This is a genomic window from Xanthomonas sp. NCPPB 2864, from assembly GCF_056675615.1.
This window is the reverse complement of sequence record NZ_JBWWVS010000002.1, coordinates 538,452-560,463: the sequence shown is the minus strand read 5'-3', so window position 1 is coordinate 560,463 and position 22,012 is coordinate 538,452. Positions and strand designations below refer to the sequence as shown.

23 protein-coding genes are annotated in these 22,012 nt (G+C 66.8%); 18 read left to right on the top strand and 5 right to left on the bottom strand.

Annotated features, from left to right (window positions below; translation table 11 throughout):
• Positions 1–46 precede the first annotated feature (46 nt).
• Entirely contained in the window at positions 47–1,012 is a 966-nt protein-coding gene (gene tal / locus AC1KVE_RS07360; RefSeq protein WP_481092157.1) for a transaldolase, read from the top strand.
• Between the two features lie 338 nt (positions 1,013–1,350).
• The gene (locus tag AC1KVE_RS07355) at positions 1,351–1,920 is read left to right on the top strand and encodes a type 1 glutamine amidotransferase family protein (protein WP_228910983.1); all 570 of its coding nucleotides are present in this window, start codon (positions 1,351–1,353) and stop codon (positions 1,918–1,920) included.
• Between the two features lie 331 nt (positions 1,921–2,251).
• Here AC1KVE_RS07355 and msrA read toward each other — a convergent pair whose 3' ends face one another.
• Together msrA and AC1KVE_RS07345 are read right to left on the bottom strand one after the other, a co-directional pair.
• Positions 2,252–2,902: a peptide-methionine (S)-S-oxide reductase MsrA gene (msrA, locus tag AC1KVE_RS07350; protein ID WP_228910984.1), complete on the bottom strand. Its 651-nt coding sequence runs from the start codon at positions 2,900–2,902 to the stop codon at positions 2,252–2,254.
• 82 nt (positions 2,903–2,984) lie between these two features.
• The gene (locus AC1KVE_RS07345) at positions 2,985–3,500 is read right to left on the bottom strand and encodes an SgcJ/EcaC family oxidoreductase (protein ID WP_024938253.1); all 516 of its coding nucleotides are present in this window, start codon (positions 3,498–3,500) and stop codon (positions 2,985–2,987) included.
• A 124-nt stretch (positions 3,501–3,624) separates the two neighbouring features.
• Here AC1KVE_RS07345 and AC1KVE_RS07340 point away from each other — a divergent pair, with 124 nt between their 5' ends.
• From AC1KVE_RS07340 to AC1KVE_RS07330, 3 genes are read left to right on the top strand one after another with little or no spacing between them, the layout of a single operon-like run.
• Positions 3,625–4,332: a helix-turn-helix transcriptional regulator gene (locus AC1KVE_RS07340; RefSeq protein ID WP_024938254.1), complete on the top strand. Its 708-nt coding sequence runs from the start codon at positions 3,625–3,627 to the stop codon at positions 4,330–4,332.
• Positions 4,329–6,239, top strand: a complete 1,911-nt coding sequence (locus tag AC1KVE_RS07335; protein ID WP_184610359.1) for an ATP-binding protein — start codon at positions 4,329–4,331, stop codon at positions 6,237–6,239. The genes AC1KVE_RS07340 and AC1KVE_RS07335 overlap by 4 nt, the downstream gene beginning before the upstream one ends.
• A complete protein-coding gene (locus AC1KVE_RS07330; RefSeq protein ID WP_039530555.1) occupies positions 6,236–6,700 on the top strand; it encodes a response regulator in 465 nt (154 codons plus the stop codon). Before AC1KVE_RS07335 ends, AC1KVE_RS07330 begins: the two co-directional genes overlap by 4 nt.
• A gap of 94 nt (positions 6,701–6,794) precedes the next feature.
• Here the strand turns inward: AC1KVE_RS07330 and AC1KVE_RS07325 are convergent, their stop codons facing one another.
• On the bottom strand, positions 6,795–7,025 hold the full coding sequence (locus AC1KVE_RS07325) for a putative signal transducing protein (protein ID WP_016900736.1): 231 nt from the start codon (positions 7,023–7,025) through the stop codon (positions 6,795–6,797).
• A 1-nt stretch (position 7,026) separates the two neighbouring features.
• Positions 7,027–7,668, bottom strand: coding sequence for a glutathione S-transferase family protein (locus AC1KVE_RS07320; protein ID WP_481092158.1), 642 nt, complete (start codon positions 7,666–7,668; stop codon positions 7,027–7,029).
• Positions 7,669–7,911: 243 nt separating this feature from the next.
• On the opposite strand from AC1KVE_RS07320, the gene AC1KVE_RS07315 reads away from it, so the two are divergent.
• From AC1KVE_RS07315 to rlmM, 6 genes are all read left to right on the top strand, one after another.
• Positions 7,912–9,651, top strand: a complete 1,740-nt coding sequence (locus AC1KVE_RS07315; RefSeq protein WP_481092159.1) for a glutamine--tRNA ligase/YqeY domain fusion protein — start codon at positions 7,912–7,914, stop codon at positions 9,649–9,651.
• Positions 9,652–9,869: 218 nt separating this feature from the next.
• Entirely contained in the window at positions 9,870–10,799 is a 930-nt protein-coding gene (locus tag AC1KVE_RS07310) for a DMT family transporter (RefSeq protein ID WP_102252714.1), read from the top strand.
• Positions 10,800–10,839: 40 nt separating this feature from the next.
• Positions 10,840–11,112 carry a hypothetical protein gene (locus AC1KVE_RS07305; RefSeq protein WP_146093049.1) on the top strand — a complete coding sequence of 91 codons (273 nt, stop codon included), beginning with the start codon at positions 10,840–10,842 and terminating at the stop codon, positions 11,110–11,112.
• A gap of 176 nt (positions 11,113–11,288) precedes the next feature.
• Positions 11,289–11,705: a hypothetical protein gene (locus AC1KVE_RS07300; protein WP_481092160.1), complete on the top strand. Its 417-nt coding sequence runs from the start codon at positions 11,289–11,291 to the stop codon at positions 11,703–11,705.
• Positions 11,705–12,265: a nucleoside deaminase gene (locus AC1KVE_RS07295; protein ID WP_024938261.1), complete on the top strand. Its 561-nt coding sequence runs from the start codon at positions 11,705–11,707 to the stop codon at positions 12,263–12,265. The genes AC1KVE_RS07300 and AC1KVE_RS07295 overlap by 1 nt, the downstream gene beginning before the upstream one ends.
• Positions 12,266–12,301: 36 nt before the next feature.
• Positions 12,302–13,345: a 23S rRNA (cytidine(2498)-2'-O)-methyltransferase RlmM gene (rlmM, locus tag AC1KVE_RS07290; protein ID WP_104577238.1), complete on the top strand. Its 1,044-nt coding sequence runs from the start codon at positions 12,302–12,304 to the stop codon at positions 13,343–13,345.
• 274 nt (positions 13,346–13,619) lie between these two features.
• Here the strand turns inward: rlmM and AC1KVE_RS07285 are convergent, their stop codons facing one another.
• On the bottom strand, positions 13,620–14,729 hold the full coding sequence (locus AC1KVE_RS07285; RefSeq protein ID WP_046345768.1) for a Gfo/Idh/MocA family protein: 1,110 nt from the start codon (positions 14,727–14,729) through the stop codon (positions 13,620–13,622).
• A 259-nt stretch (positions 14,730–14,988) separates the two neighbouring features.
• Between AC1KVE_RS07285 and AC1KVE_RS07280 the strand changes: the two genes are divergently transcribed.
• The 7 genes from AC1KVE_RS07280 (at position 14,989) to AC1KVE_RS07250 (ending at position 22,012) form a co-directional block, all read left to right on the top strand.
• Complete coding sequence (locus tag AC1KVE_RS07280) at positions 14,989–15,891, top strand: SMP-30/gluconolactonase/LRE family protein (protein ID WP_104577237.1); 903 nt, start codon at positions 14,989–14,991, stop codon at positions 15,889–15,891.
• 81 nt (positions 15,892–15,972) lie between these two features.
• Positions 15,973–16,695, top strand: a complete 723-nt coding sequence (locus AC1KVE_RS07275) for a hypothetical protein (protein WP_016900745.1) — start codon at positions 15,973–15,975, stop codon at positions 16,693–16,695.
• Positions 16,696–16,899: 204 nt separating this feature from the next.
• Entirely contained in the window at positions 16,900–17,295 is a 396-nt protein-coding gene (locus AC1KVE_RS07270; RefSeq protein WP_039530569.1) for an EF-hand domain-containing protein, read from the top strand.
• A gap of 145 nt (positions 17,296–17,440) precedes the next feature.
• The gene (locus AC1KVE_RS07265) at positions 17,441–17,914 is read left to right on the top strand and encodes a MarR family winged helix-turn-helix transcriptional regulator (RefSeq protein ID WP_024938266.1); all 474 of its coding nucleotides are present in this window, start codon (positions 17,441–17,443) and stop codon (positions 17,912–17,914) included.
• 34 nt (positions 17,915–17,948) lie between these two features.
• Positions 17,949–18,776, top strand: coding sequence for a p-hydroxycinnamoyl CoA hydratase/lyase (locus AC1KVE_RS07260; protein WP_046345766.1), 828 nt, complete (start codon positions 17,949–17,951; stop codon positions 18,774–18,776).
• Positions 18,777–18,859: 83 nt separating this feature from the next.
• On the top strand, positions 18,860–20,329 hold the full coding sequence (locus AC1KVE_RS07255; RefSeq protein ID WP_434982409.1) for an aldehyde dehydrogenase: 1,470 nt from the start codon (positions 18,860–18,862) through the stop codon (positions 20,327–20,329).
• 204 nt (positions 20,330–20,533) lie between these two features.
• On the top strand, positions 20,534–22,012 hold the full coding sequence (locus AC1KVE_RS07250) for an AMP-binding protein (protein ID WP_104577235.1): 1,479 nt from the start codon (positions 20,534–20,536) through the stop codon (positions 22,010–22,012).

The window sequence follows — 22,012 nt, the reverse complement described above, 5'->3', positions numbered from 1 at the left end:
CGCTGCGTCCTATCCACGACCCGTTCCACGATTCGAGAGAACCCGCATGACTGCTCCCTCCAAGCTTGCCCAGTTGCGTGACCTGTCCGTCGTCGTTGCCGACACCGGCGACTACGATGCCATCAAGCGCCTGAAGCCGGTCGACTGCACCACCAATCCCACCCTGGTCAAAAAGGCATTGGATCTGCCGGTGTATGCCGACCTGATCGAGCGCGAACTGGCCTGGGGCCGCGAACACGGCGGCGAAGACCGCACCAGCACCGTCAACGAAGTGGCCGACCGCCTCACTATCGGCGTCGGCGTCAGGCTGGCCGAGCTGGTCCCCGGCCGCGTCTCCACCGAGGTCGATGCCGACCTGGCGCACGACACCGAGGCGACCATCGCCAAGGCGCGCAAGTTCATCGCGATGTACGCCGAGCGTGGCGTGTCCAAGGACAAGATCCTGATCAAGATCGCGGCCACCTGGGAAGGCATCGAGGCTGCGCGCCAGTTGCAGCGCGAAGGCATCGACTGCAATCTGACCCTGATCTTCAACCGCTCGCAGGCGCTGGCCTGTGCGGAAGCGGGCGTGTTCCTGATCTCGCCGTTCGTCGGCCGGATCCTGGACTACTACGTCGCCCAGGGGCAGACCCCGGCCAGCATCGACGAAGACCCGGGCGTGGTGTTCGTGCGCACGGTCTACAACGAGTTCAAGCAGCGCGGCTCGTCCACCGTGGTGATGGGCGCCTCGTTCCGCTCCACCGCGCAGATCGAAGCCCTGGCCGGTTGTGACCGGCTGACCATCTCGCCGGAGCTGCTGGAAAAGCTCGACGCCGAACAGGGCGAGCTGCCGCGCAAGCTCTCGCCTGCGCAGGCCGACAACGCGCAGATCACCCCGATCGACAGCGACAGCTTCGCCACCGATCTGGCAGCCGACCCGATGGCCACCGAAAAGCTGGCCAGCGGCATCGACGCCTTCGACAAGGATCTGCAGGCACTGCGCAAGACCATCACCGACAAGCTCGCCGGATGATTGCAGCACCGCGGGTCGCAGTACCAACGCCTGCAGCCTGGTGGCTGTGGGCGTTTTGGTTTTTGCAGTCTGGCTGCGTAGCACACGATGCAGCCACGGCGTGTAAGGCAACGCCGCTGGCGATACTGGATTGGAAACTGCGACCGGCCTGGGCTGCCGTACTTTCCAGTCACCGTCGAGCTTGTGGGCGCATCGATGCCTGCGCAGCCGCCGCCGAGCTGCCATGCGCGCGTCTTGGCCTGAGCGGCGCGCGGATCTGCGTCGCTCTCCACGCGCCGCTTACACCCGCGCAAGCCGCACTGCCTAGAATCCGGGTTCCTCAACTGGCGTAGCGGACAATGGCAAACATTGCAGTGGTGATGGTCGACGGCGTGGCCGATTGGGAGATTGGCGTTGTCCTGCCGGCGGCGCGCGAATGGTTCGGCGACCAGATCGCCTTCGCCAGCATCGATGGTCAGCCGGTGCAGTCGATCGGCGGGCTGCGCATCACCCCGGACTTCGCCCTCTCCGATCTGGCGCCGCTGGATGCCGATCTCTGGATCCTGCCCGGCAGCGAGCGTTGGCAGGCCGGCGAAATCCCCGGCCTGAGCGGCCTGCTGGTCGAGCGCGTGCAGCACCAGCGCCCGGTCGCGGCGATCTGCGGCGCCACCATCGCCCTGGCCTATGCCGGCCTGCTCGACCAGCGCGCACACACCAGCAACGCGCTGGCCTTCCTGCAGGAACACGTGGTGCCGTATGCCGGTGCTGCGCAATACCGGCACGAAAAGGTGGTGACCGCCGATGGCGTGATCACCGCACCCGGCACCAGCCCGGTCGGCTTCGCGCTTGCCTGCATGCGACTACTGCATCCGGAACGCACCGACATGCTCGCCCAGCTGCGCGGCATGTTCGCCGGCGAGTTCGTCTGATCCGGCGGATTCCGGCACGCCTGGCGCATTGGCTGCACTGACTGGATGCAGTGGGTCGCCGCACCGATCCATCACACCGATTGGCGGTCGTGATTGACCGCAATGATCCGCCGGGCCGGTTCGCCGGTCAGCTACCCGCGGCGGTGCCGGCGCGGCTTACGCACGCCGCAAAAAAAAGATGGCCACGTCGTCTCCGACGTAGCCATTCAAGTTGCCTGGCATGCACTCCCATGCGCTGCCTGATCGTGATAACGCTGCCGGTCACTGTTGGCCATCGGCACGCCGCCACGATCACGTGGATGACAGCGCTTCAATCCGGCCCGCCTTTCCGTCAGGCATCCAGCCCGATCGGGCAGCTCACTCCCGTTCCGCCAAGCCCGCAGTAGCCATTGGGATGCTTGGCGAGATATTGCTGGTGATCGTCTTCGGCGTAGTAGAACGCGGGCGCCGGGAAACGGATCTCCGTGGTGATCGCGCCATACCCGGCGGCGTCCAGTTGCTGCTGGTACGCATCGCGGCTGGCAAGCGCAGCGTCGTATTGCGCCTGTGTCGTGCAATAGATCGCCGAGCGGTATTGCGTGCCGACGTCGTTGCCCTGCTGCATGCCCTGGGTGGGGTCATGGTTTTCCCAGAACGTGCGCAGCAACTGTGCGAACGACACCGACGCTTCGTCGTACACCACCAACACCGCTTCGGTATGGCCGGTCTGCCCGGAACACACTTCGCCGTAGGTGGCGTTGGGTGTCTCGCCGCCGGCGTAACCCACCGCCGTGGTGTACACCCCTGGCAGGTTCCAGAACTTGCGTTCTGCACCCCAGAAGCAGCCGAGCCCGAACTGCACCTGGGCCAGGCCGGTGAACTCCCCGCGCAACGGATGGCCGTTGATCAGGTGGGTGTTGTGGAGCGGTAGTGCCTGCGCGCGTCCGGGCAAGGCCTCGCCCGGACGTGGCATGCGTTGTTTGAAAGCGCCGATTCCCAGCATGGTGCAACTCCGCAATCGTGAGGATTGCCTGCTGGATGGCGCCGGCCGTAGCGGCTTTCAAGCCACTACGGCCAATGCGGCGTTACTTCCTGGTCACCGAGGCGGTGGCGGTGTCCACTTCCGGCATCGCCGAGCTGTGGTGATTGATGATCAGCCACTTGCCGTCGCGCTTCTCGTACACGAAGGTGTAGCGCGCCTGCACGTCGGTTTTCTTGCCGTCCTTGTCGGTCAGCGTGAAGGTGTAGACGCCGGCATCCACCGCGCTGTCGTCATCGAGCACACGCACGGTGCGGTAGTTGACGACGCCCTGCGGCTTCTTGGTCAGGAACATCTCGAAGTACTTTTCGATCTGCTCGCGCGAGGCGCGGACCTCGTTGGAGACGGTCGGCAGCAACACGCCATCCGGCGCGTACAGGTCGGCCACCTTGTCCGGATTGCCGGTAGCCAGTGCCGCGTTCCAGGTGTCGAACAGCGCGGCGACTTCGCGTTCTTCGCCGCCGGCCGGCAACGTGGCCTTGTCGGTGTAGTGCATCACGCCGCCAGCCAGCGCCGGGGTGGCAGCCAGAGCCAGAACCAGAGAGAACAGTGTGCGACGCATGGGAAATCTCCGTGTGGTTGAGGGGGGTGCCGCATCGGGCAAGCGCAGTATCGAAACCAAGCGGCCCCAACAATTCTGCCGACTGGCATATACTCAAATATGCTGATCGGCCTAGAGCGAACTCATGGAAACCCCTACCAATGCTGGCGATTGGCGCCTGACGCTACGCCGCGAAGCATCCGACAGCGCACGCTGGCAGGCGCTCTGGGAAGTCGCGGTGGCGCTGCGTCAGGCACAGACGCCGGAACAGGCCTGCGACGCGGTACTGGGCCGGGTGCTGCTGTTGCTGGGCCTGGAAGATGGCGCGGTGCTGGCACAGCGCGGGCCACGCGCGCAGGTGCTGGCCAGCCGCGGCCGCGCATTGCCGCCCGGTGCCAGCGCAGCCGGCGACAGCCATGAAGCGGCCTGGCTGATGCCACCGCGCCCGGCCGATATCCGCGAGGCCAAGGTACCGATCCAGGCGCTGGGCAGCACCCTGGGCATGCTGTGCGTGGCCTGGAACGACACCCGTCCCGCCCCCGGCAACGACGATGTACAGGCCCTGCAGGCCTTCGCATTGCTGCTGCCGGCGATGGTGGCCGAACCGGCCAGACCGCTCGCCACGCGTCGGCGCAAGCCGGTGCAGGACGACCGCCTGGCCGCGCTCAGCAAGCGCGAGAAACAGGTGCTGTCCCTGCTGCCGCGCGGCCTCACCAATGCGACGCTGGCAGCTGAACTGGGGATTTCTCCCGGCACGGTCAAAGTGCACGTGGAGCGAATCCTGCAAAAACTTGAGGTAAAAGATCGCACCCAGGCCGCGGTGTACGCGGTCCAAGCCGGACTCGCGCTATGAATGCAATGGCGGTGCGTTGGAACGATTGGCCGATCACCCGCAAGAGCCTGGCGGTGGTGACCCTGCCCCTGCTGCTGCTGGCGGTGGCCCTGATGGCGATCTACAGCGTGGAGCGGCAGAACATCGCCGCCGAAAACGATGTGCGGCAGACGCTGGAGGTGTTGAGCGATCTGTACGAAGCACACGCGCTATTGGCCGAAACCGCGGCCGGCGTGCGCGGGTATCGGCTGGTGCGCCGCGATGAATTCCTTACCCCATACCGCGATGCCGAGCCGCGCCTGCAACGGGTGGCCGAGCGGCTGTCGCAACGCATCACCGACCCGGGGCAGGCGCAACGGTTTGCGCGCATCAAACCGTTGTTTGCGGAAAAAATGCAGGGGTGGCGCCGGTTGCTGGCACCGGATCTGAGCCGCGAAGAAGAGATCCGCCAGCTGTGGGACGGCAAGTACAAGCTCGACATCCTGCGTGCCGAACTGCGCGAACTGCGCAATTACGAAACCGCGCAATTGCAGCTACGTACCGCCAAGGCGCAGGGGCTGCGCCAGCGCAATCTCATCATCACTTTAAGTGCGGCGATGCTGGGCGGCCTGGGCGCGGTGTTCGCGGTGGCGTGGTTCGCCTCGGCACTGTCCGGACGCCTGCGCACGCTGGCCGCCAATGCCGACCGGCTGGGCGAAGGCCTGCCGCTGGCGCCGCAACCGCGCGCCGGCGACGAGCTGGGCCAGGTCGGCCAGCGCCTGGCGCAGGCCAGCGAACTGCTCGCCGCACGTGCCGCCGAAGCGCAACTGGCACGGCGCGAGGCAGAAACCGCCAACCGCGCAAAGACCGAATTCCTGTCGCGCAGCAGCCACGAATTGCGCACGCCGCTCAATGCGATCCTGGGCTATGCGCAGGTGCTGGAAATGGATCTGCCCGAGCCCGGGCATCGCCGTCATCTGCAGCATATTCTCGGCGCAGGCCGGCACCTGCTGGGGCTGATCACCGAGCTGCTGGACATCGCGCGGATCGAAGCCGACCAACTGGATCTGAGCCCGGAGCCGGTCTCGGTGCGCGCTGCCGTCCACGAGGCCTTGGGCCTGATCGCCCCGGACGCGGACAAGCACGGCATCGCGCTGCAGCCGGCTGCCATCGACGGGCCGTGGACGGTGCGCGCCGATGCGCAGCGGCTGCGCCAGGTATTGCTCAACCTGCTGTCGAACGCGGTCAAGTTCAATCGCACCGGCGGCCAGGTGCAGGTGAGCGCGCAACCGGATGGCGAGCAGGTGCGCATCACGGTCGCCGACCAGGGCGCGGGCCTGACGCCGGCACAGATCGAGCGGCTGTTCACGCCGTTCGAGCGGCTGGGTGCCGAGCGCTCGGCGGTGGAAGGCACCGGCCTGGGCCTGGCACTGAGCAAGCGGCTGATCGAGGCCATGGGCGGGCGCATCGGCGTGGACAGCAGCCGCGATGGCGCGCGCTTCTGGATCTCGCTGCCGCAGGGCGAACCGCAACGCAGCGAGCCGGCGCGCGCCATCGTGCCGCCGAGTAACGCGGGCACGGGCGTATGCCGGCTGCTGAGCATCGAAGACAACCCGTCCAACCAGGCCCTGATCCGCACCCTCAGCGAACGTCGCCCGCAATGGCAGCTGCTGGAAGCGGCCAGCCTGGCGCAGGCGCGCGCGCTGCTGCAGCACGGCGTGCCGGATCTGATCCTGCTGGACCTGCATCTGAGCGACGGCAACGGCGAAGAACTGCTGCGCGAGCTGCAGGCGCAGCCGGCCACGGCCGGCGTGCCGGTGGTGGTGATCAGTGCCGATGCCACCACCGCCACCCTGGCGCGCGTCGGCAATCAGGGCGTGCGCGCGTATCTGACCAAGCCGCTCGATGTGGCGGAATTCTTCACTGTGATCGACGGACTGCTGGCATGACACGCGACGAAATCCTGGCTTCCCGCATCCTCATCGTCGACGACGAGCCGGCCAATGTGCGGCTGCTCGAAGACCTGCTGCAGCGCGAAGGCTTCCAGCAGGTCATCGCCACCACCGACCCATTGCGGGTGATGGGGCTGGTGTCGGCATTCGCGCCGGACCTGATCCTGCTGGATCTGAAGATGCCGGAACTGGACGGCTATGCACTGCTGGAACAGCTGGCGCGGCTGTCCGATCCCGGCCACTTCCTGCCGGTGATCGTGCTCACCGCCGACCCCAGCCGCAGCGCGCGCCATCGCGCCCTGGGCCTGGGCGCCAAGGACTTCCTGACCAAGCCGCTGGACACCTTCGAGGTCGCGCTGCGGGTCTGGAACGTGGCCGAAACCACCGTGCTGTTCAAACGCCTGCGGGCGCTGGCCGCACCGGATGCGGCACCGCCAGGGTGGCGCCAGCCGGAATGACGCGCGCACATCGTAGGAGCGCACCCGGGCGCGACGTGGCGTTTATCGGCACAGCCTCGTCGCGCCCGGGTGCGCTCCTACGACTTGCGCTGCGCTACAGCGCGCGGGTGACCTCGCCGCACAGGCCGATCTCTGCCAGTACCGCCTGTGCCTGGCTCAGGTGCAGGTCGGCCACGCAGACCTGCAGCACGCCGAAGGCAGGCAGTTCCCCGGCGCCGCCCAGGAGCGACTCGCCGAACACGAAGGCGGTGATGCCGGCATCCTCCAGCGCGTGCTTGGCCAGATGCGCGTCGATGATGTGACTTGCGCGATACGCGATCTGCATGTCAGCCGCGCTCCAGGCGTTCGCGCGCGGCGTCCTGCTTCCACTCGCGCAGTGCCGGCAGTGCATCCAGTGCAGCCAGGTAATCGCCGGCAGCCTCGAACAGCGGCACGCCGTAGCTGGCAAAACGCAGCGCGACCGGGGCGAACATCGCATCGACAATGCCGAAATCGCCGCACAGGAACTGCCCGGCATGGCCATGTTCGGCGCGCAGGCTGGCCCACAGCGCCTGGATGCGGGTGATGTCGCGCTCGGCAGCCGCGTCCCAGCGCGCCGGGCCAGGTGCGCGGGCCAGGTTCATCGGCAGCTGGGTGCGCAAGTCCACAAAGCCCGAGTGCATTTCCGCCGTCGCCGCGCGTGCCTGCGCGCGCACCGACAGCTCGGCCGGCCAGCCGCGGCCATCCAGCCAGCGTTCGTTGACGTATTCGCAGATCGCCAGCGAATCCCAGACATGCAGGGTGTCGTCCCACAGCACCGGTACCTTGCGGGTGGGCGAATAACCGGCGATGCGGGCCTGGAACTGCGGCGTATCCAGCGGCAGCGCGATCTCTTCGAACGGTACCTGGAAATGCCGCAGCAGCAGCCACGGGCGCAGCGACCAGGAGGACAGGGTCTTGTCGCCGATCACCAGGCGGGGCAAAGGCATGCGTGGGGCACTCCGAAGGATCGCCGCAGCGTACGCGCCGGCGGCGGTGCCGGCCAGCCCGCCGTGCCGCCTGCCGATGGCAGCCGGCCTGGCTGCGGCCAGCCCGTGCAGCCCCAGGCAGCAAGGCGCTTGCGCGCAGGATCACCGCGCGCAGGTGGCGCGCGATGTACGCCCCCGACACGCCGCCTACCCCTAACCGGTGCCACCGCCTAAACTTGCGGTTTACCTATTGCTGATGCGCGCATGTCCGAGACCCTAGCCACCGACGCCACCGCCCCGGCGGAGAAGAAAGACTTCATCCGCCAGATCGTCCGCGAGGATCTGGCCAGCGGCAAGCACACGGTCATCCGCACCCGCTTCCCGCCCGAGCCCAACGGCTATCTGCATATCGGCCACGCCAAGGCGATCTGCCTGGATTTCGGCCTGGCCTCCGAGTTCGGCGGGCTGTGCAATCTGCGCCTGGACGACACCAACCCGGCCAAGGAAGACCCCGAGTTCGTGGTCGCCATCCAGGACGACGTGCGCTGGCTGGGGTTCGAGTGGGCGCAGCTGCGCCACGCATCGGATTATTTCCAGGTGTATTACCTGGCCGCGGAAAAACTGATCCGCGACGGCCATGCCTTCGTCTGCGACCTGTCCGCCGAGCAGGTGCGCGAATACCGCGGCACGCTGACCGAGCCCGGCCGCAATTCGCCGTTCCGCGAGCGCAGCGTCGAGGAAAACCTGGATCTGTTCCGGCGCATGCGTGCCGGCGAGTTCCCCGATGGCGCGCGCACCCTGCGCGCCAGGATCGACATGGCCAGCGGCAACATCAACCTGCGCGACCCGGCGCTGTACCGCATCAAGCATGTCGAGCATCAGAACACCGGCAATGCGTGGCCGATCTACCCGATGTACGACTTCGCGCATTCGCTGGGCGATGCGGTGGAAGGCATCACCCATTCGCTGTGCACGCTGGAATTCGAAGACCACCGCCCGCTCTACGACTGGTGCGTGGACAAGGTGGACCTGGCCGCGCATCCGGAGCTGCTGCAGCCTCTGCTGGACAAGGGCCTGCCGCGCGAGGCCGCCAAGCCGCGCCAGATCGAGTTCTCGCGTCTGAACATCAACTACACGGTAATGAGCAAGCGCAAGCTCACCGCGCTGGTGGAAGAACAGCTGGTGGACGGCTGGGACGACCCGCGCATGTACACGCTGCAGGGCCTGCGCCGGCGCGGCTATACGCCGGCGGCGATGCGCCTGTTCGTGGACCGGGTGGGGATCAGCAAGCAGAACTCGCTGATCGATTTCTCGGTGCTGGAAGGCTGCCTGCGCGAGGACCTGGATGCGGCCGCGGCGCGCCGCATGGCGGTGGTCGACCCGCTCAAGCTGGTGCTGACCAATCTGCCGGAAGGCCACGTAGAGACGCTGAGTTTCTCCAACCATCCCAAGGACGAGAGCTTCGGCACGCGCGAGGTGCCGTTCGCACGCGAGCTGTGGATCGAGCGCGAGGATTTTGCCGAAGTCCCGCCCAAGGGCTGGAAGCGCCTGGTGCCCGGCGGCGAGATCCGTCTACGCGGCGCCGGCATTGCGCGCGTGGACGAGGTGATCAAGAACGACGCGGGCGAGATCGTCGAGCTGCGGGGCTGGCTGGACCCGGAGTCGCGTCCGGGCATGGAAGGCGCCAACCGCAAGGTCAAGGGCACCATCCATTGGGTCAGCGCCGCGCATGCGGTGGAAGCGGAAATCCGCCTGTACGACCGCCTGTTCTCGGTGGAGAAGCCCGATGACGAGTCCGAGGGCAAGACCTACCGCGACCATCTCAACCCCGAGTCCAAGCGCAGCGTGCGCGGCTATGTGGAGCCGAGCGCGGCACATGCTGCACCCGAGCAATCGTTCCAGTTCGAGCGTACCGGCTACTTCGTTGCCGATCGCCGCGACCATAGCCCCGCCACGCCGGTGTTCAACCGCAGCGTGACCCTGCGCGACACCTGGGCCAAGTGAGTCCGAACCGCGCCGGGTGCCAGCCATCCGGCGCGGGAATGGCGGCAGGCAGCCGCAGCCAGGCCTGCGGCGATCGGCGCACAGCTGGTGGTCACCGCGCGTGATCCAGCCAGCGGGGACGACGCCTCAGAGCGGTATCTTCTGAGTTGATGAGCAAGCGCAATGGAGACTGCGTGCCGCACTTCGTTGCATGCTGCATGGCATGAAGGAGCAGCACGATGCGTGAGCGCTTGATGGTGGGTGTTGCCTGCGGCATCGGCGCAGGTGCGTTATGGGGACTGGTGTTTCTGGCGCCGCAGTTGCTGGCGGCGTTTACGCCGTTGCAACTGGCCGTTGCCCGTTATCTGTCGTATGGCGCGGTCGCAGCCCTGGTGCTGGCACCGCGCGCGCGCCAGACCGCTGCGCGGCTGGGGCGCGCCGAATGGTGGGCGCTGGTGCGTCTGAGCCTGCTGGGCAACCTGATCTATTACGTGCTGCTCGGCAGCGCGGTGCAGTGGGCCGGCAGTGCGGCGACCGCACTGATCATCGGCCTGCTGCCGGTGGTGGTCACCGTGATCGGCACGCGGGCCGCAGGCGCGGTGCAGCTGCGACGCCTGGCCGCGCCATGCGTGTTGTGCGTCATCGGCGTGGCGCTGGTCGCCCTGGACACCTTGCAGCACGATGCCGCTCACCACGCCAGCGATCGCGCCACCCGCATCGCCGGCCTGCTGTGCGCATTCGGTGCACTGGTGTCGTGGTCGGCCTACTCCATCGGCAATGCGCGCTGGCTGCGGCGGCGCCCGGACCTGTCAGGTGGCGATTGGTCGCTGCTGACCGGCGTGGTCACCGGCGCATTGGCGCTGTTGTTGGCGCCGGCCGCACTGATCGGCAGCGCGCCACATGCACCGATCGACTGGGCCAGTTTCTGGGGCATCTCGCTGTTGCTGGGCATCCTGGCCTCGGTGATCGGCAACGCCCTGTGGAACCGGGCCAGCCGGGTGCTGCCGCTGACTCTGGTCGGCCAGATGATCGTGTTCGAGACGATCTTTGCGTTGCTATACGGCTTTGCCTGGGAAATGCGCCTGCCCACGCCACTGGAGCTGGCCGCTATCGCCTGCCTGCTGGTCGGCGTGCTGTGGTGCGCAGCACTGCATGCGGAAGCGAAATGACGCCGGCACCTGATGCACGCAGCGGCCTAGATTGCAGGCTGTGTCCGCCAGCAACGCCGCCATGTGCCTCCCACAACCATGTCCACGCCCGCCTGCAAACACGCTGCGCAGCGCGGTGTTCTCGCTGTCGTTCGGCCTGGCGGCCTGCTCGCCGCAGCCACCCGTCTCGAACGCGGTGACCCCGGCCGAGGTGTTCTGCACACTTCTTCCGAGCCGGCCAGATGACGATCTGCCCAGCGACCGGCGCGACGAAAGCATGCAGCAACTGGACCTTGCCACGCGCTGCCACTGGGCTCTGCGCAGACAGCGTTGACTGCGGTGAAACTGCAGGCGTGTTGCGGTCGCACGCCGCGCCCCGGCCAGCGTCATCAGCCGTAACGCGCGCAGGGCCCCGATCCCCGGGTTTTCCGTAGCTGATCCAGCGCGCGCCACATTCCGCGCATCCCGGGCTTACCATGGCCGCTCACCTGTCCTGATCGGAGCGGCCGCATGTCCCGTCTTTTGTCCCGGTGTCTGAGCACGCTGTTGCTGCTGGCCTGCCTGGTGTCGATCGGCTGCGTGGCCGCACCACCGGCCGATACCGCCGCGCAGCCTCCGGCGACCGACTCGGCAAGCGGCCCGGCCACCGGCAAACCGGTCACCGTGACCACCACCTGCCGCACCGACGCCGATTGCACGGTGAAGAACGTCGGCAACTGCTGCGGCGCCTTCCCGGCCTGCGTCAACGTCAACAGTGCCACCGACCCCAAGGGCGTGATGGCGCACTGCCAGGCCAGCGGCATGATGAGCGTGTGCGGCTTCCGCGAGATCAGCGCCTGCCAGTGCGTGGCCGGGCAATGTGCCGCAAAGGACGCCCAGGCCGATACACTGCGCCCCGCTCCCCCCTCTACAGAAATGGTCCACTGATGCTCTACGCGCAAGTCCACCTCACGCTGCCCGACTGGATCCACGCGCATGTCGACGACAGCCGCGCCTATCCCAGCGACGAGGACAAGGTGGCGCTGGCAATCGAACTGTCGCGGATGAATGTGCAAGAGCGCAGCGGCGGCCCGTTCGGTGCGGTCGTGTTCGGCCCGGACCACCGCATCATCGCCGCGGCGGTGAACCGCGTGGTGCCGCAGACCACTTCGCTGGCGCATGCCGAAAACATGGCCTACATGCTCGCGCAGCAGCGCCTGCAGACGCCGCGCCTGAACGATGTGCTGTCGCCGGTAACGCTGGCCACCTCCGCGCAGCCGTGCTGCCAGTGCTACGGCGCCACGGTGTGGGCCGGCATCGACCGCCTGCTGATCGGCGCACGCGCCGAAGACGTGATGGCGCTGACCGAATTCGACGAAGGCCCGCTGCCTGCCGACTGGGTGGGCGAGCTCACCCGCCGCGGCATCGAGGTGGTGCGCGACGTGCATCGCGACCAGGCCTGCGCGGTACTGCGCAACTATGGCGAGGGCGGCGGTGACCATTACTGATCTGCCCCGCAGCGATCGTGCACGCCAGGCACTGCGATGAGCGGCCTGCTGTGTTACTGCCGCCAGGGCTTCGAGCCGGAGCTGGCCGCCGAGTTGAGCGCGCGTGCCGCATTCGTCGGCATCGCCGGCTATGCGCGTACCCAGCGCAACGACGGCTATGTGCTGTTCGTCTGCGATGAGGCCGCACAACTGGCTGCCAAGCTGCACTGGCGCGAGCTGATCTTCGCGCGGCAGAAGCTGGTGGTGATTGCCGAACTCAAGGGCATCGACCCCAAGGACCGCATCACGCCGATCCTGGCCGCACTGGAAGGCCAGCCGCGTTTCGGCGATCTGTGGGTGGAACACCCGGATTCGGACGCGGGCAAGCCGCTGGCAGGGCTGGCACGCAGCTTCGGCAATGCCTTGCGTCCGGCCTTGCGCAAGGCCGGCCTGCTCACCGACAAGCCGCAGTCGCGCCTGGCACGGCTGCATATCTGTTTTCTCGATGGCGACCACGCCTTGCTGGCGGTGGCCGACAGTGCCGACAGCGCGCCCTGGCCTCTGGGCATTCCACGTTTGAAGCTGTTGCCGGAGGCGCCATCGCGCTCGGCGCTCAAGCTCGACGAAGCCCTGCTCACCCTGCTCGCACCGGACGAACGCGAAGCGCTGGTCAAGCCCGGCATGCGCGCCGCCGACCTGGGCGCAGCTCCCGGCGGCTGGACCTGGGTGCTCACCCGCCAGCACCTGCATGTCACCAGCGTCGACAACGGTCCGCTACGGGAGCATGTGCTGGAGACCGGCCTGGTCGAGCATCTGCGCGCTGACGGTTTTCATTGGAAGCCTGCGCAGGCACTGGACTGGATGGTCTGCGACATGGTCGAGCAACCGCGCCGCGTGGCCGAACGCATGGCCACCTGGATCCGCGAAGGCTGGTGCCGCAACACCATCTTCAACCTCAAGCTGCCGATGAAAAAGCGCTGGGACGAGACCCGCCTGTGCCTGGACCTGTTCGAGCAGCAAGCCGAGAAGTCGCTGATCGTGCGTGCCAAGCAGCTGTATCACGATCGTGAGGAGATCACGGTGTTGGCGATGCGGGGTTAGGGACTGGGATTCGGGATTGGGGAATCGGGAATCGTAAAAGCGGGGGATTGGTGGCGTTGTTGCTGTGGGTGCTGGCGGGTATCGCATTACTTTGGTGTGGCGTTCCACATCAGCGCAGTCGGCAGTGCTGGCAGTACGGCGTGATTGATCGGCAGCCGCTTTCGGTGCTGGACTGCACGGCCCTTGGGGACTTCATCGTGGCAGGCTGGTGCGCGCCAGCCTGCTCGTTTCGCTTCGGCGGGAAGCTCCGTTGATTGACGGAGCTTAGGCGCGATCAGAGCACGATTCGCTTGCTGCCCTCGCGGGCCGAGCGGTAGATCGCATCGACGATGCGGATGTCGCGCAGGCCTTCTTCGCCGGGCGCACGCAGCGGGGTGCCATTGATGATCGCCAGCGCGTCCTCGTCCATCTGCAGTGCCTGCTGGTGCGGCACCTTGGCGTCGAACACGCGCCCGTCGCTGGCCTTGCCGGTCACGCCCTGGTAGCTCTGGAACGGCGACAACTCATACCAGCCGCGCTCGCATTCGGCACGCAGCACATTCATGTTGTTGCCGAAGCTGGTCTTGCACTCGGCACGCACCGCGTTCGGGAATTCCAGGGTGAAGTCCATATGCTCGTCGACTTCGTCGAACAGCTCGGGGCGATCGGTCCAGCGCTTGGCGGTCACGGCCAACGGCTCGCTGCCCACCGTGTAGCGCGCGGCATTGAGCGGGTACACGCCCATGTCGTACATCGCCCCGCCGCCGAACTGGGAGCGCAAGCGCCACGGACGGTCGGCCTTGGTCGCATCGTGATAGCCGTTGTACCCGGCCTCGGCGCGCACACGCTGCATCGCGCCGAACGGCTTCTCGCTGGCCATCGCGATCAGGCGCCGCGTGTTGGGTTCGTGCTGCATGCGGTAACCGATGGTCAGCGCCACCTTGTTGCGCTTGCACGCCGCGATCATCGCCTCGCATTCGCCGGCATGCATCGCCATCGGCTTTTCGCACCAGACGTGCTTGCCGGCCGCCGCCGCGCGCAGCGTCAGCGGCGCATGCAGATGGGTCGGCGTGACGATGTACACCACGTCGATGTCGTCGTTGTCGGCGATCCGGTCGAAGTTCTCGTAGTTGTAGACGTTGCGGTCGGCGATGCCGTACTTGGCCTGCCACTGCGGAATCTTCGCGGGCGTGCCGGTGACGATGCCGGCCAGCCTGCAATGCTTGGTCAATGCCAGGCCCGGCGCGAGCTGTTCGCTGGCATAACTGCCCAGGCCGGCCAACGCCACGTTGAGCGGTTTGCCCGGCTTTTTCTTCGGCAATGCCCAGCCGGGCGCAGCAAGCAGGATGCCTGCACTGCCGAACGCGGCGAGCAAACGGCGACGTGTGATCGATTCCACGGACATGCAAACCTCCTTGGCAAGATTGAGAGCGGCTGACACCATCGCATGCGGTCGTCAGCGACGACGACACACTCGCACGGAGTGTCAGTGGGTACATGCCGCACCGCGCCCACTCACACTGCCCGCAGATGGGCGCAGTGCTGCTGTTGGTCGCTCGTCGGCCAATGCTGCCCGGGCACCTTACTTGATCGTGCGTGATCACCGCCATGGCCGCTGCGCACGTTCTGGCACACTGGCAACGATCCCATCTGGAGCATGCCGCATGACCGCTGTTGCCCGCCGCCGTTTCCTGCCATTGGCGTTGCTGTTGTCCAGCTCGCTGGCGATCGCTGCCGATGCGCCCTTTGTTGCGCGCGACCTGATCGGCGACGGCGCCTTCACCCACAATGCCGAAGGTCCTGCAGCCGGACCGGATGGCGCGCTCTATGCGGTGAATCTGGGCAAGGACGGCACCATCGCGCGCATTGCCCTGCACGCCGATGGCAGCGCCAAGGCAGAGGTGTTCGTGACCTTGCCCGAGGGCAGCACCGGCAATGGCATCCGCTTCCGCGACGGGACGATGTACGTGGCCGATTTCACCGGCCACAAGATCCTGCAGGTGAACCTGCAGACGCGCGCGGTCAGCACCTTCGCCTCGCTGCCCGACGCCGACGGCCCCAACGATCTGGCGATCGCGCCCGATGGCAGCTTCTATGCAAGCGACCCGAACTGGAAGGACAACAGCGGCCGCCTGTGGCACATCAGCCGCGAGGGCGTCGTCACGTTGATCGAATCGGGCATGACCACGCCCAACGGGTTGGACGTCAGCCCCGACGGCAAGCATCTCTACGTCAACGAAAGCATGTCGCGCAAGGTATGGGTATACGACCGCGTCGACGGCGGCCTGCGCAACAAGCGCCTGCTGATCAGCTTCCCGGACTTCGGCATGGATGGCATGCGTTGCGATGCCGACGGCAACCTCTATATCGCCCGCTACGATGCCGGGCAGATCGCGGTGGTCTCGCCGCAGGGCAAGTTGCTGCGCACGGTCGCGTTGAAAGGCCGCAAGGCCAGCAACGTCGCGTTCGGCGGCACCGATGGCAAACAGGTGTTCGTCACCTTGCAGGATCGTGGCGCAGTTGAAACGTTCAGGTCCGATCGTCCGGGCCGCGAAACCGGACGCTGAAACTGCTGCGCGCGTCGCAACGGTTCTCAGGTCGCGCAACAGCGTCCTGGCATCCTGCAGGTCACCCGTGGAGGACTCCCCATGCAACCGATCGAACTCAAGGACGCGGCTGCCTTCGGCAACGAATTCCTGCGCCTGACCCTGCTGCAGGGATTCCAATCGCTGACCAAGCGCGATCTGGAATTGCTGATCTTCGTGCTGCTCGAACGCGACGGCGCCATCTCGCGCAACAGCTCCAACGCAATGGTCGCGCTGCAGCTGCGGGTGACCTCGGCCAAGGTCAAGGCGCTGCGTCGCGACGGCTATGCGCGCTGGCGCTCGCTGGTACCCGAGGAAGGCGACGCGGCAATGCAGCGCATCGTCGCCAACGTGCTCACCGAAGACAACCTGCGCTCCGGTGCCAAGCACGTCAGCGAGCGTAGCCGCAAGGAAGGCTTTCTGGCGGTGCGCATCGAGCACCCGGACGATGCGCAGCAATTCGAACAGGCCATCCTGGATGTGGGTGCCTTGCCGGTGTACGAGCGCAATCGCGAAGTGGTCGCGGTACGCTTCGACACGCTGCTGAAAGTCGCCGAGCGCTGGGGCTATCTGCAACCGGACCCGCAGGCCACCGTGCGCGAACTGCAAAAGCTCACGCCCACCGCCGAAGAAGTGGCGGACCTGTTGAAGAAGGACATCGCGCAGGTGCGTTGGGAAGACGTACGGCGCGCGCTCAACAGCCTGGGCGCCAAGGCCGTGGCCAGCACTGCCGAGGGCGGTCTGAAGGGCTTGTTGAAGATCGTGTTTCCATTCATCCCCGGCTGAGCCGTTGTCCCGGGTGCAGCGTGCGAGGTAGCGATGCGGCCATTGGCTCCGAATCCCATCCCGGTTGCCGATGCCGCATCGCGCACGCCGCACCGTCAGCCTAGTGCATGCAGTTACTGTCGCCAGACATCGAGCGCACGTTGCACACCTCAGGACGCCCGACAGCCTCTATGCTTGCGGGCTGTTCCACATCAGGGGGATCTGATGACCACCGTTCGTACCGTTTCGTTTTCCGTATTGCTGCTACTCGGCGGCCACGCGCTCGCGCAACAGGCGCCAACGCCGGCCAGCAGCATGCCGCTGATCGATGTGCCCAATGTGATTCGCACCCAGCCGCTGTCCAGCGGCGAGGTCACCCATCAGGCCCAGCTGGAGCGCCCGCGCGGCGAGTCCAGCGTGATCGTGCGCTCGATCCAGCCCAACAGCGTGGTCGGCAGCTACCGCATCGACTTCCAGGCCATGGATACCGATGGCGACGGCAGCATCAGCCGCGCCGAGGCACAGGCCAACCCGGCACTGGCCGATGAATTCGACGCGCTCGACACCCAGCACAGCGGCCACCTGAGCCGCGAACAGCTGGCCGGCTGGTTGATCCAGTAAGGCATTCGGCAGCATCGCAAACAGGGCCGCGCGCGTCCGCGCTACGCAGGCGCGCACGGCCCTTCGTTTATGACCGCCACAACCTCTTGCAGTGCCCGCTTCGGTCGGCTAGATTGTATTTAACGGATACAATTTGGATGGATCGATGAGCGCTCGCCTGGCCCTTGCCGCAGACCTTGGCTATCAATTGCAACTGGCGACCCTGGCCTCCAGCCACGCCGCGCGCCAGGAACTGGCCGAACTGCACCTGACCCCGGCGCGCGTCACCGCCTTGATCCACATCCGCGACCAGCCCGGCTGCGACCAGACCGAACTGGGCAACCGCCTGCTGGTCAATCGCGCTGCCGGCATGAAGATCGCCAACGCACTGGCCGAGCAGGGCCTGATCGAGCGCCTGGCCGGCCGCGACCGACGCAGCAAGGGTCTGTACCTCACCCCGCTTGGCGAGCGCACGCTCGGCACCGCCCAGGGCTGCCTGGCGCGGGCGGTCGCGCGCACCTGTACCGGCCTGCAGGCCAGCGAGCAGCAGACCTTGTTGCGCCTGCTCTGCAAGTTGAACGCCAGCGCCACGTTGGAACGGGCAAACGTGCCGGACGCCGCGCTCGCCGAAGAACTGTGATTTCCACTCTGTACCGACTCGAAGGAGACGCCGCTTGAACGAGCATGACGTGGTATCGGTCCGCATCGAAAACCGCATTGCCTGGGTGAAGTTCGCACGCCCCGACAAACGCAATGCGATGAGCCCGGCGCTCAACCGCCGCATGATGGACGTGCTGGACGAGCTGGAATTCGACGACAACGTCGGCGTGCTGGTACTCGGTGGCGAAGGCACCGCTTGGTCGGCCGGCATGGACCTGAAGGAATATTTCCGCGAGACCGAGGCCCAGGGCCTGCGCGGTGTACGTCGCTCGCAGCGCGAATCCTACGGCTGGTTCCGCCGCCTGCGCTGGTACCAGAAACCCACCATCGCGATGGTCAACGGCTGGTGTTTCGGTGGCGGCTTCGGGCCGTTGTTCGCCTGCGATCTGGCGATCGCCGCCGACGAGGCGCAGTTCGGCCTGTCGGAAATCAACTGGGGCATCCTGCCCGGTGGCGGCGTCACCAAGGTCGCGGTGGAACTGCTGTCCATGCGCGATGCGATGTGGATGACGCTGACCGGCGAGATGGTCGACGGCAAGAAGGCCGCCGAATGGCGCCTGGTCAACGAAAGCGTGCCGCTGGAACGGCTGGAAGCGCGCACGCGCGAGGTGGCCGAGCTGCTGCTCAGGAAGAACCCGGTCGCGCTGAAGTACGCAAAAGATGCGGTGCGCCGGGTCGGCACCATGACCTACGACGAAGCCGAAGATTACCTGGTGCGCATGCAGGAAGCGGCCAATTCGTTCGACAACAACGCCCGCAAGGAAGGCATCCGTCAGTTCATCGACGAGAAGAGCTACAAGCCTGGCCTGGGCGAATACGACCTGACCAAAAACAGCGCCTGAGCACGTCCTACGGCGCCTGAAGCGATGCGCGCAGCACGCGCATCGCTGGCGCTGCCAGTGGTTTTCTGCACCGAGGAGGGAGTATGGAAGCCTTGTCCGCAACCCTGCGCGGGATCGCCGCGCGTGGGCCGTTGGGCCTGTTCATCGACGGCCAATGGCGCGCAAGCAGCGGCGATCGCGACGTCGATGTGATTGCCCCGCACACCGAACAACGCCTGCTGCGCTACACCGAGCCCTCGCCGGCGGACACCGAGGCGGCCATCGCCGCCGCGCGTGCCGCGTTCGACAGCGGCCCCTGGCCGCAGCTATCGCCGCAAGAGCGTGGCGTCGTGCTCAAGCGCGTGGCCGCACGGTTGCGTGCGCGCCTGCCGGAGCTGGCCGAAGCCTGGACGGGGCAGGTCGGCGCCACCATCGGCTTCAGTCGCCGCGCCTCGCAGCAGGCACCCGGCCTGTTCGACTATTACGGCGACCTGATCGCAACCCACCCATTCGTGGAGCCGCGTGCACGTGCCAACGGCGGCCGCGTGCATATCGTGCAGGAGCCGGTAGGCGTGGTCGCCACGATCACTCCCTGGAACGCACCGCTGGTGTTGCTCTGCTACAAGGTCGCTGCGGCCCTGGCGGCCGGTTGCACGGTGGTGGCCAAACCCTCACCGGAAACGCCGATCGACGCCTACATCCTGGCCGAATGCATCAGCGCCGCCGGCGTGCCCGATGGCGTGTTCAATCTGCTGCCGGGCGGTCGCGAGGTCGGCGAACAGCTGATCCGCCATCCGCAGGTGGACAAGGTGAGTTTCACCGGCTCCACCCAGGCGGGGCGGCTGATCGGGGTGGCCTGCGCCGAGCGGCTGGCGCGGGTCGGGCTGGAGCTGGGCGGCAAGTCGGCCGCGATCGTGCTGGACGATGCAGACATCGCCAAGCTGCTGCCCAGCCTGGTGCCCTACTCGATGCCGATCACCGGCCAGGTGTGCTTCGCGCTCACCCGGGTGCTGGTGCCGGCGCAGCGACGCGACCAGATCCTGCAGGCGTACTGCGCGGCTGTGGGCGCGCTCAAGCTGGGCGACCCGTTCGCAGCCGAGACCGGCATGGGCCCGTTGGCGCTTGGCCGCCAGCTCGAGCGCGTGCAGTCCTACATCGCACAAGGCCGCGCCGAGGGCGCGCGCCTGGTCATGGGCGGCGGCCGCCCGACGCATCTGCCGCGCGGCTTCTTCATCGAGCCGACGGTGTTTGCCGGGGTGACGCCGGACATGACCATCGCCCGCGAAGAGATCTTCGGCCCGGTGGTGAGCTTCATCGATTACCACGACGAGGCCGACCTGATCGCCAAGGTCAATGCCAGCGACTTCGGCCTGCACGGCACGGTCTACAGCGAGGACCCCGATCGCGCCTACCGCATCGCCCGCCGCGTACGCAGCGGCAGTCATTCGATCAATGGCATGTGGGTGGACTTCGACATGCCGTTCGGCGGGGTCAAACATTCCGGGATCGGCCGCGAAGGCGGCATCGAAGGGCTGCACGCCTTCCTCGAAACCAAGACCATCTATCTCAGTTAGGCCCTTCAGTCCACCGATCGCGCAATCACCAGAGCGCGGTCGCAACGCGATGCGACAGGCACTGCCTTGTCCATCGGTTCCTGCGGTGTGTCCGCACTTTCTGGTGAACGTTCGCCAGGTGTTTTCGCACACGCGTCAACCTTCAGCCGCAGCCGTCGCACTCACGCCAGTCACTCTCCCAATCTGCATTCGGAAGACAGCGCCATGACCATGCCGACCGACTCGATCTCCTTCCACGCCCGCCTCACCCCACACCGGCTTGCCGCCCGCGACCTGCTGCAGGACCGGCAATGGACGTACGCAGAACTGGATGTCTTGATCGGCCGTCTGGCCGCCTTGCTGCAGGCGCGCGGCTGCATCGATGGCGAACGGCTCGCCGTGCTGGCGCGCAATTCGGTCTGGCAGGTGGCGCTGCATTTCGCCTGTGGACGCGTCGGCGCGATTTACGTGCCGCTGAACTGGCGGCTGAGCACAGCCGAACTGGATGCATTGCTGCAGCGCGCCGAGCCACGCCTGCTGTTGGGCGACGACGTTGCGGCAGGGCGCGCCGATGTCGCCTCGCTGGCCGACTTCGTCGATGCGGCGAACACGCTCGAACCGGCGGACACCGGGTCGATTCCCCCCGAACGCATCAGCCTGATCCTGTTTACCTCCGGCACCTCCGGCCAGCCCAAAGGCGTGATGCTGAGCGAGCAGAACCTGCAGCAGGTGGCGCACAACTTCGGCGTCACCACGCGCGTGGATGCCGGCAGCAGTTTCCTGTGCGAAGCGCCGATGTTCCACATCATCGGCCTGGCCACCAACGTGCGCCCGGTGCTGGCGGTGGGCGGCTCGATCCAGGTCTCCAACGGCTTCGAGCCCAGGCGCACGCTGGGCTGGCTGAGCGACCAGTCGCTGGGCATCACCCATTACGTCGGCGTGCCGCAGATGATGCAGGCCTTCCGCAGCCAGCCCGGTTTCGACGCGGCGTCGCTGCGGCATCTCACCGCGCTGGTCAGCGGCGGCGCGCCGCATGCCAGCGATGACCTGCTCGGCTGGCTGGACGACGGTGTGCCGATGGTCAGCGGCTTCGGCATGAGCGAGGCCGGCACGGTGTTCGGCATGTCGGTGGACTGCGCGGTGATCCGCGACAAGCTGGGCGCAGTCGGCATTTCGACCCCTGCGGTGCAGACGCGCGTGGTCGATGGCGATGGCAACGACTGCCCGGTCGACATGCCCGGCGAGCTGTTGTTACGCGGCGCCAACCTCAGCCCCGGCTACTGGCGCGACCCGCAGGCAAGCGCCGCTGCGCTCGACGAGCACGGCTGGTTCCGCACCGGCGACATCGTGCGGCGCGATGCCGACGGGTTCTTCTGGGTCGTCGATCGCAAGAAGGACATGTTCATTTCCGGCGGCGAGAACGTGTACCCGGCCGAGATCGAAGCGCTGCTTGCCGATCACCCGCAGGTGCGCGAATGCGCAGTGGTGGGGATCGCCGACCCCCAATGGGGAGAGGTGGGCTACCTGGCGATCGTGCCGGCCGACGAGACGCCGGATCTGGAGCAGATCCGCGCCTATCTGATCGAACGGCTGGCCAAATACAAGGTGCCCAAACACCTGCGCGTGGTCGAGGCGCTGCCGCGCACCGCGACCGGCAAGCTGCAGAAGGCGCGCCTGAAAGATGCGCTGGCTAACGAAGTGTGA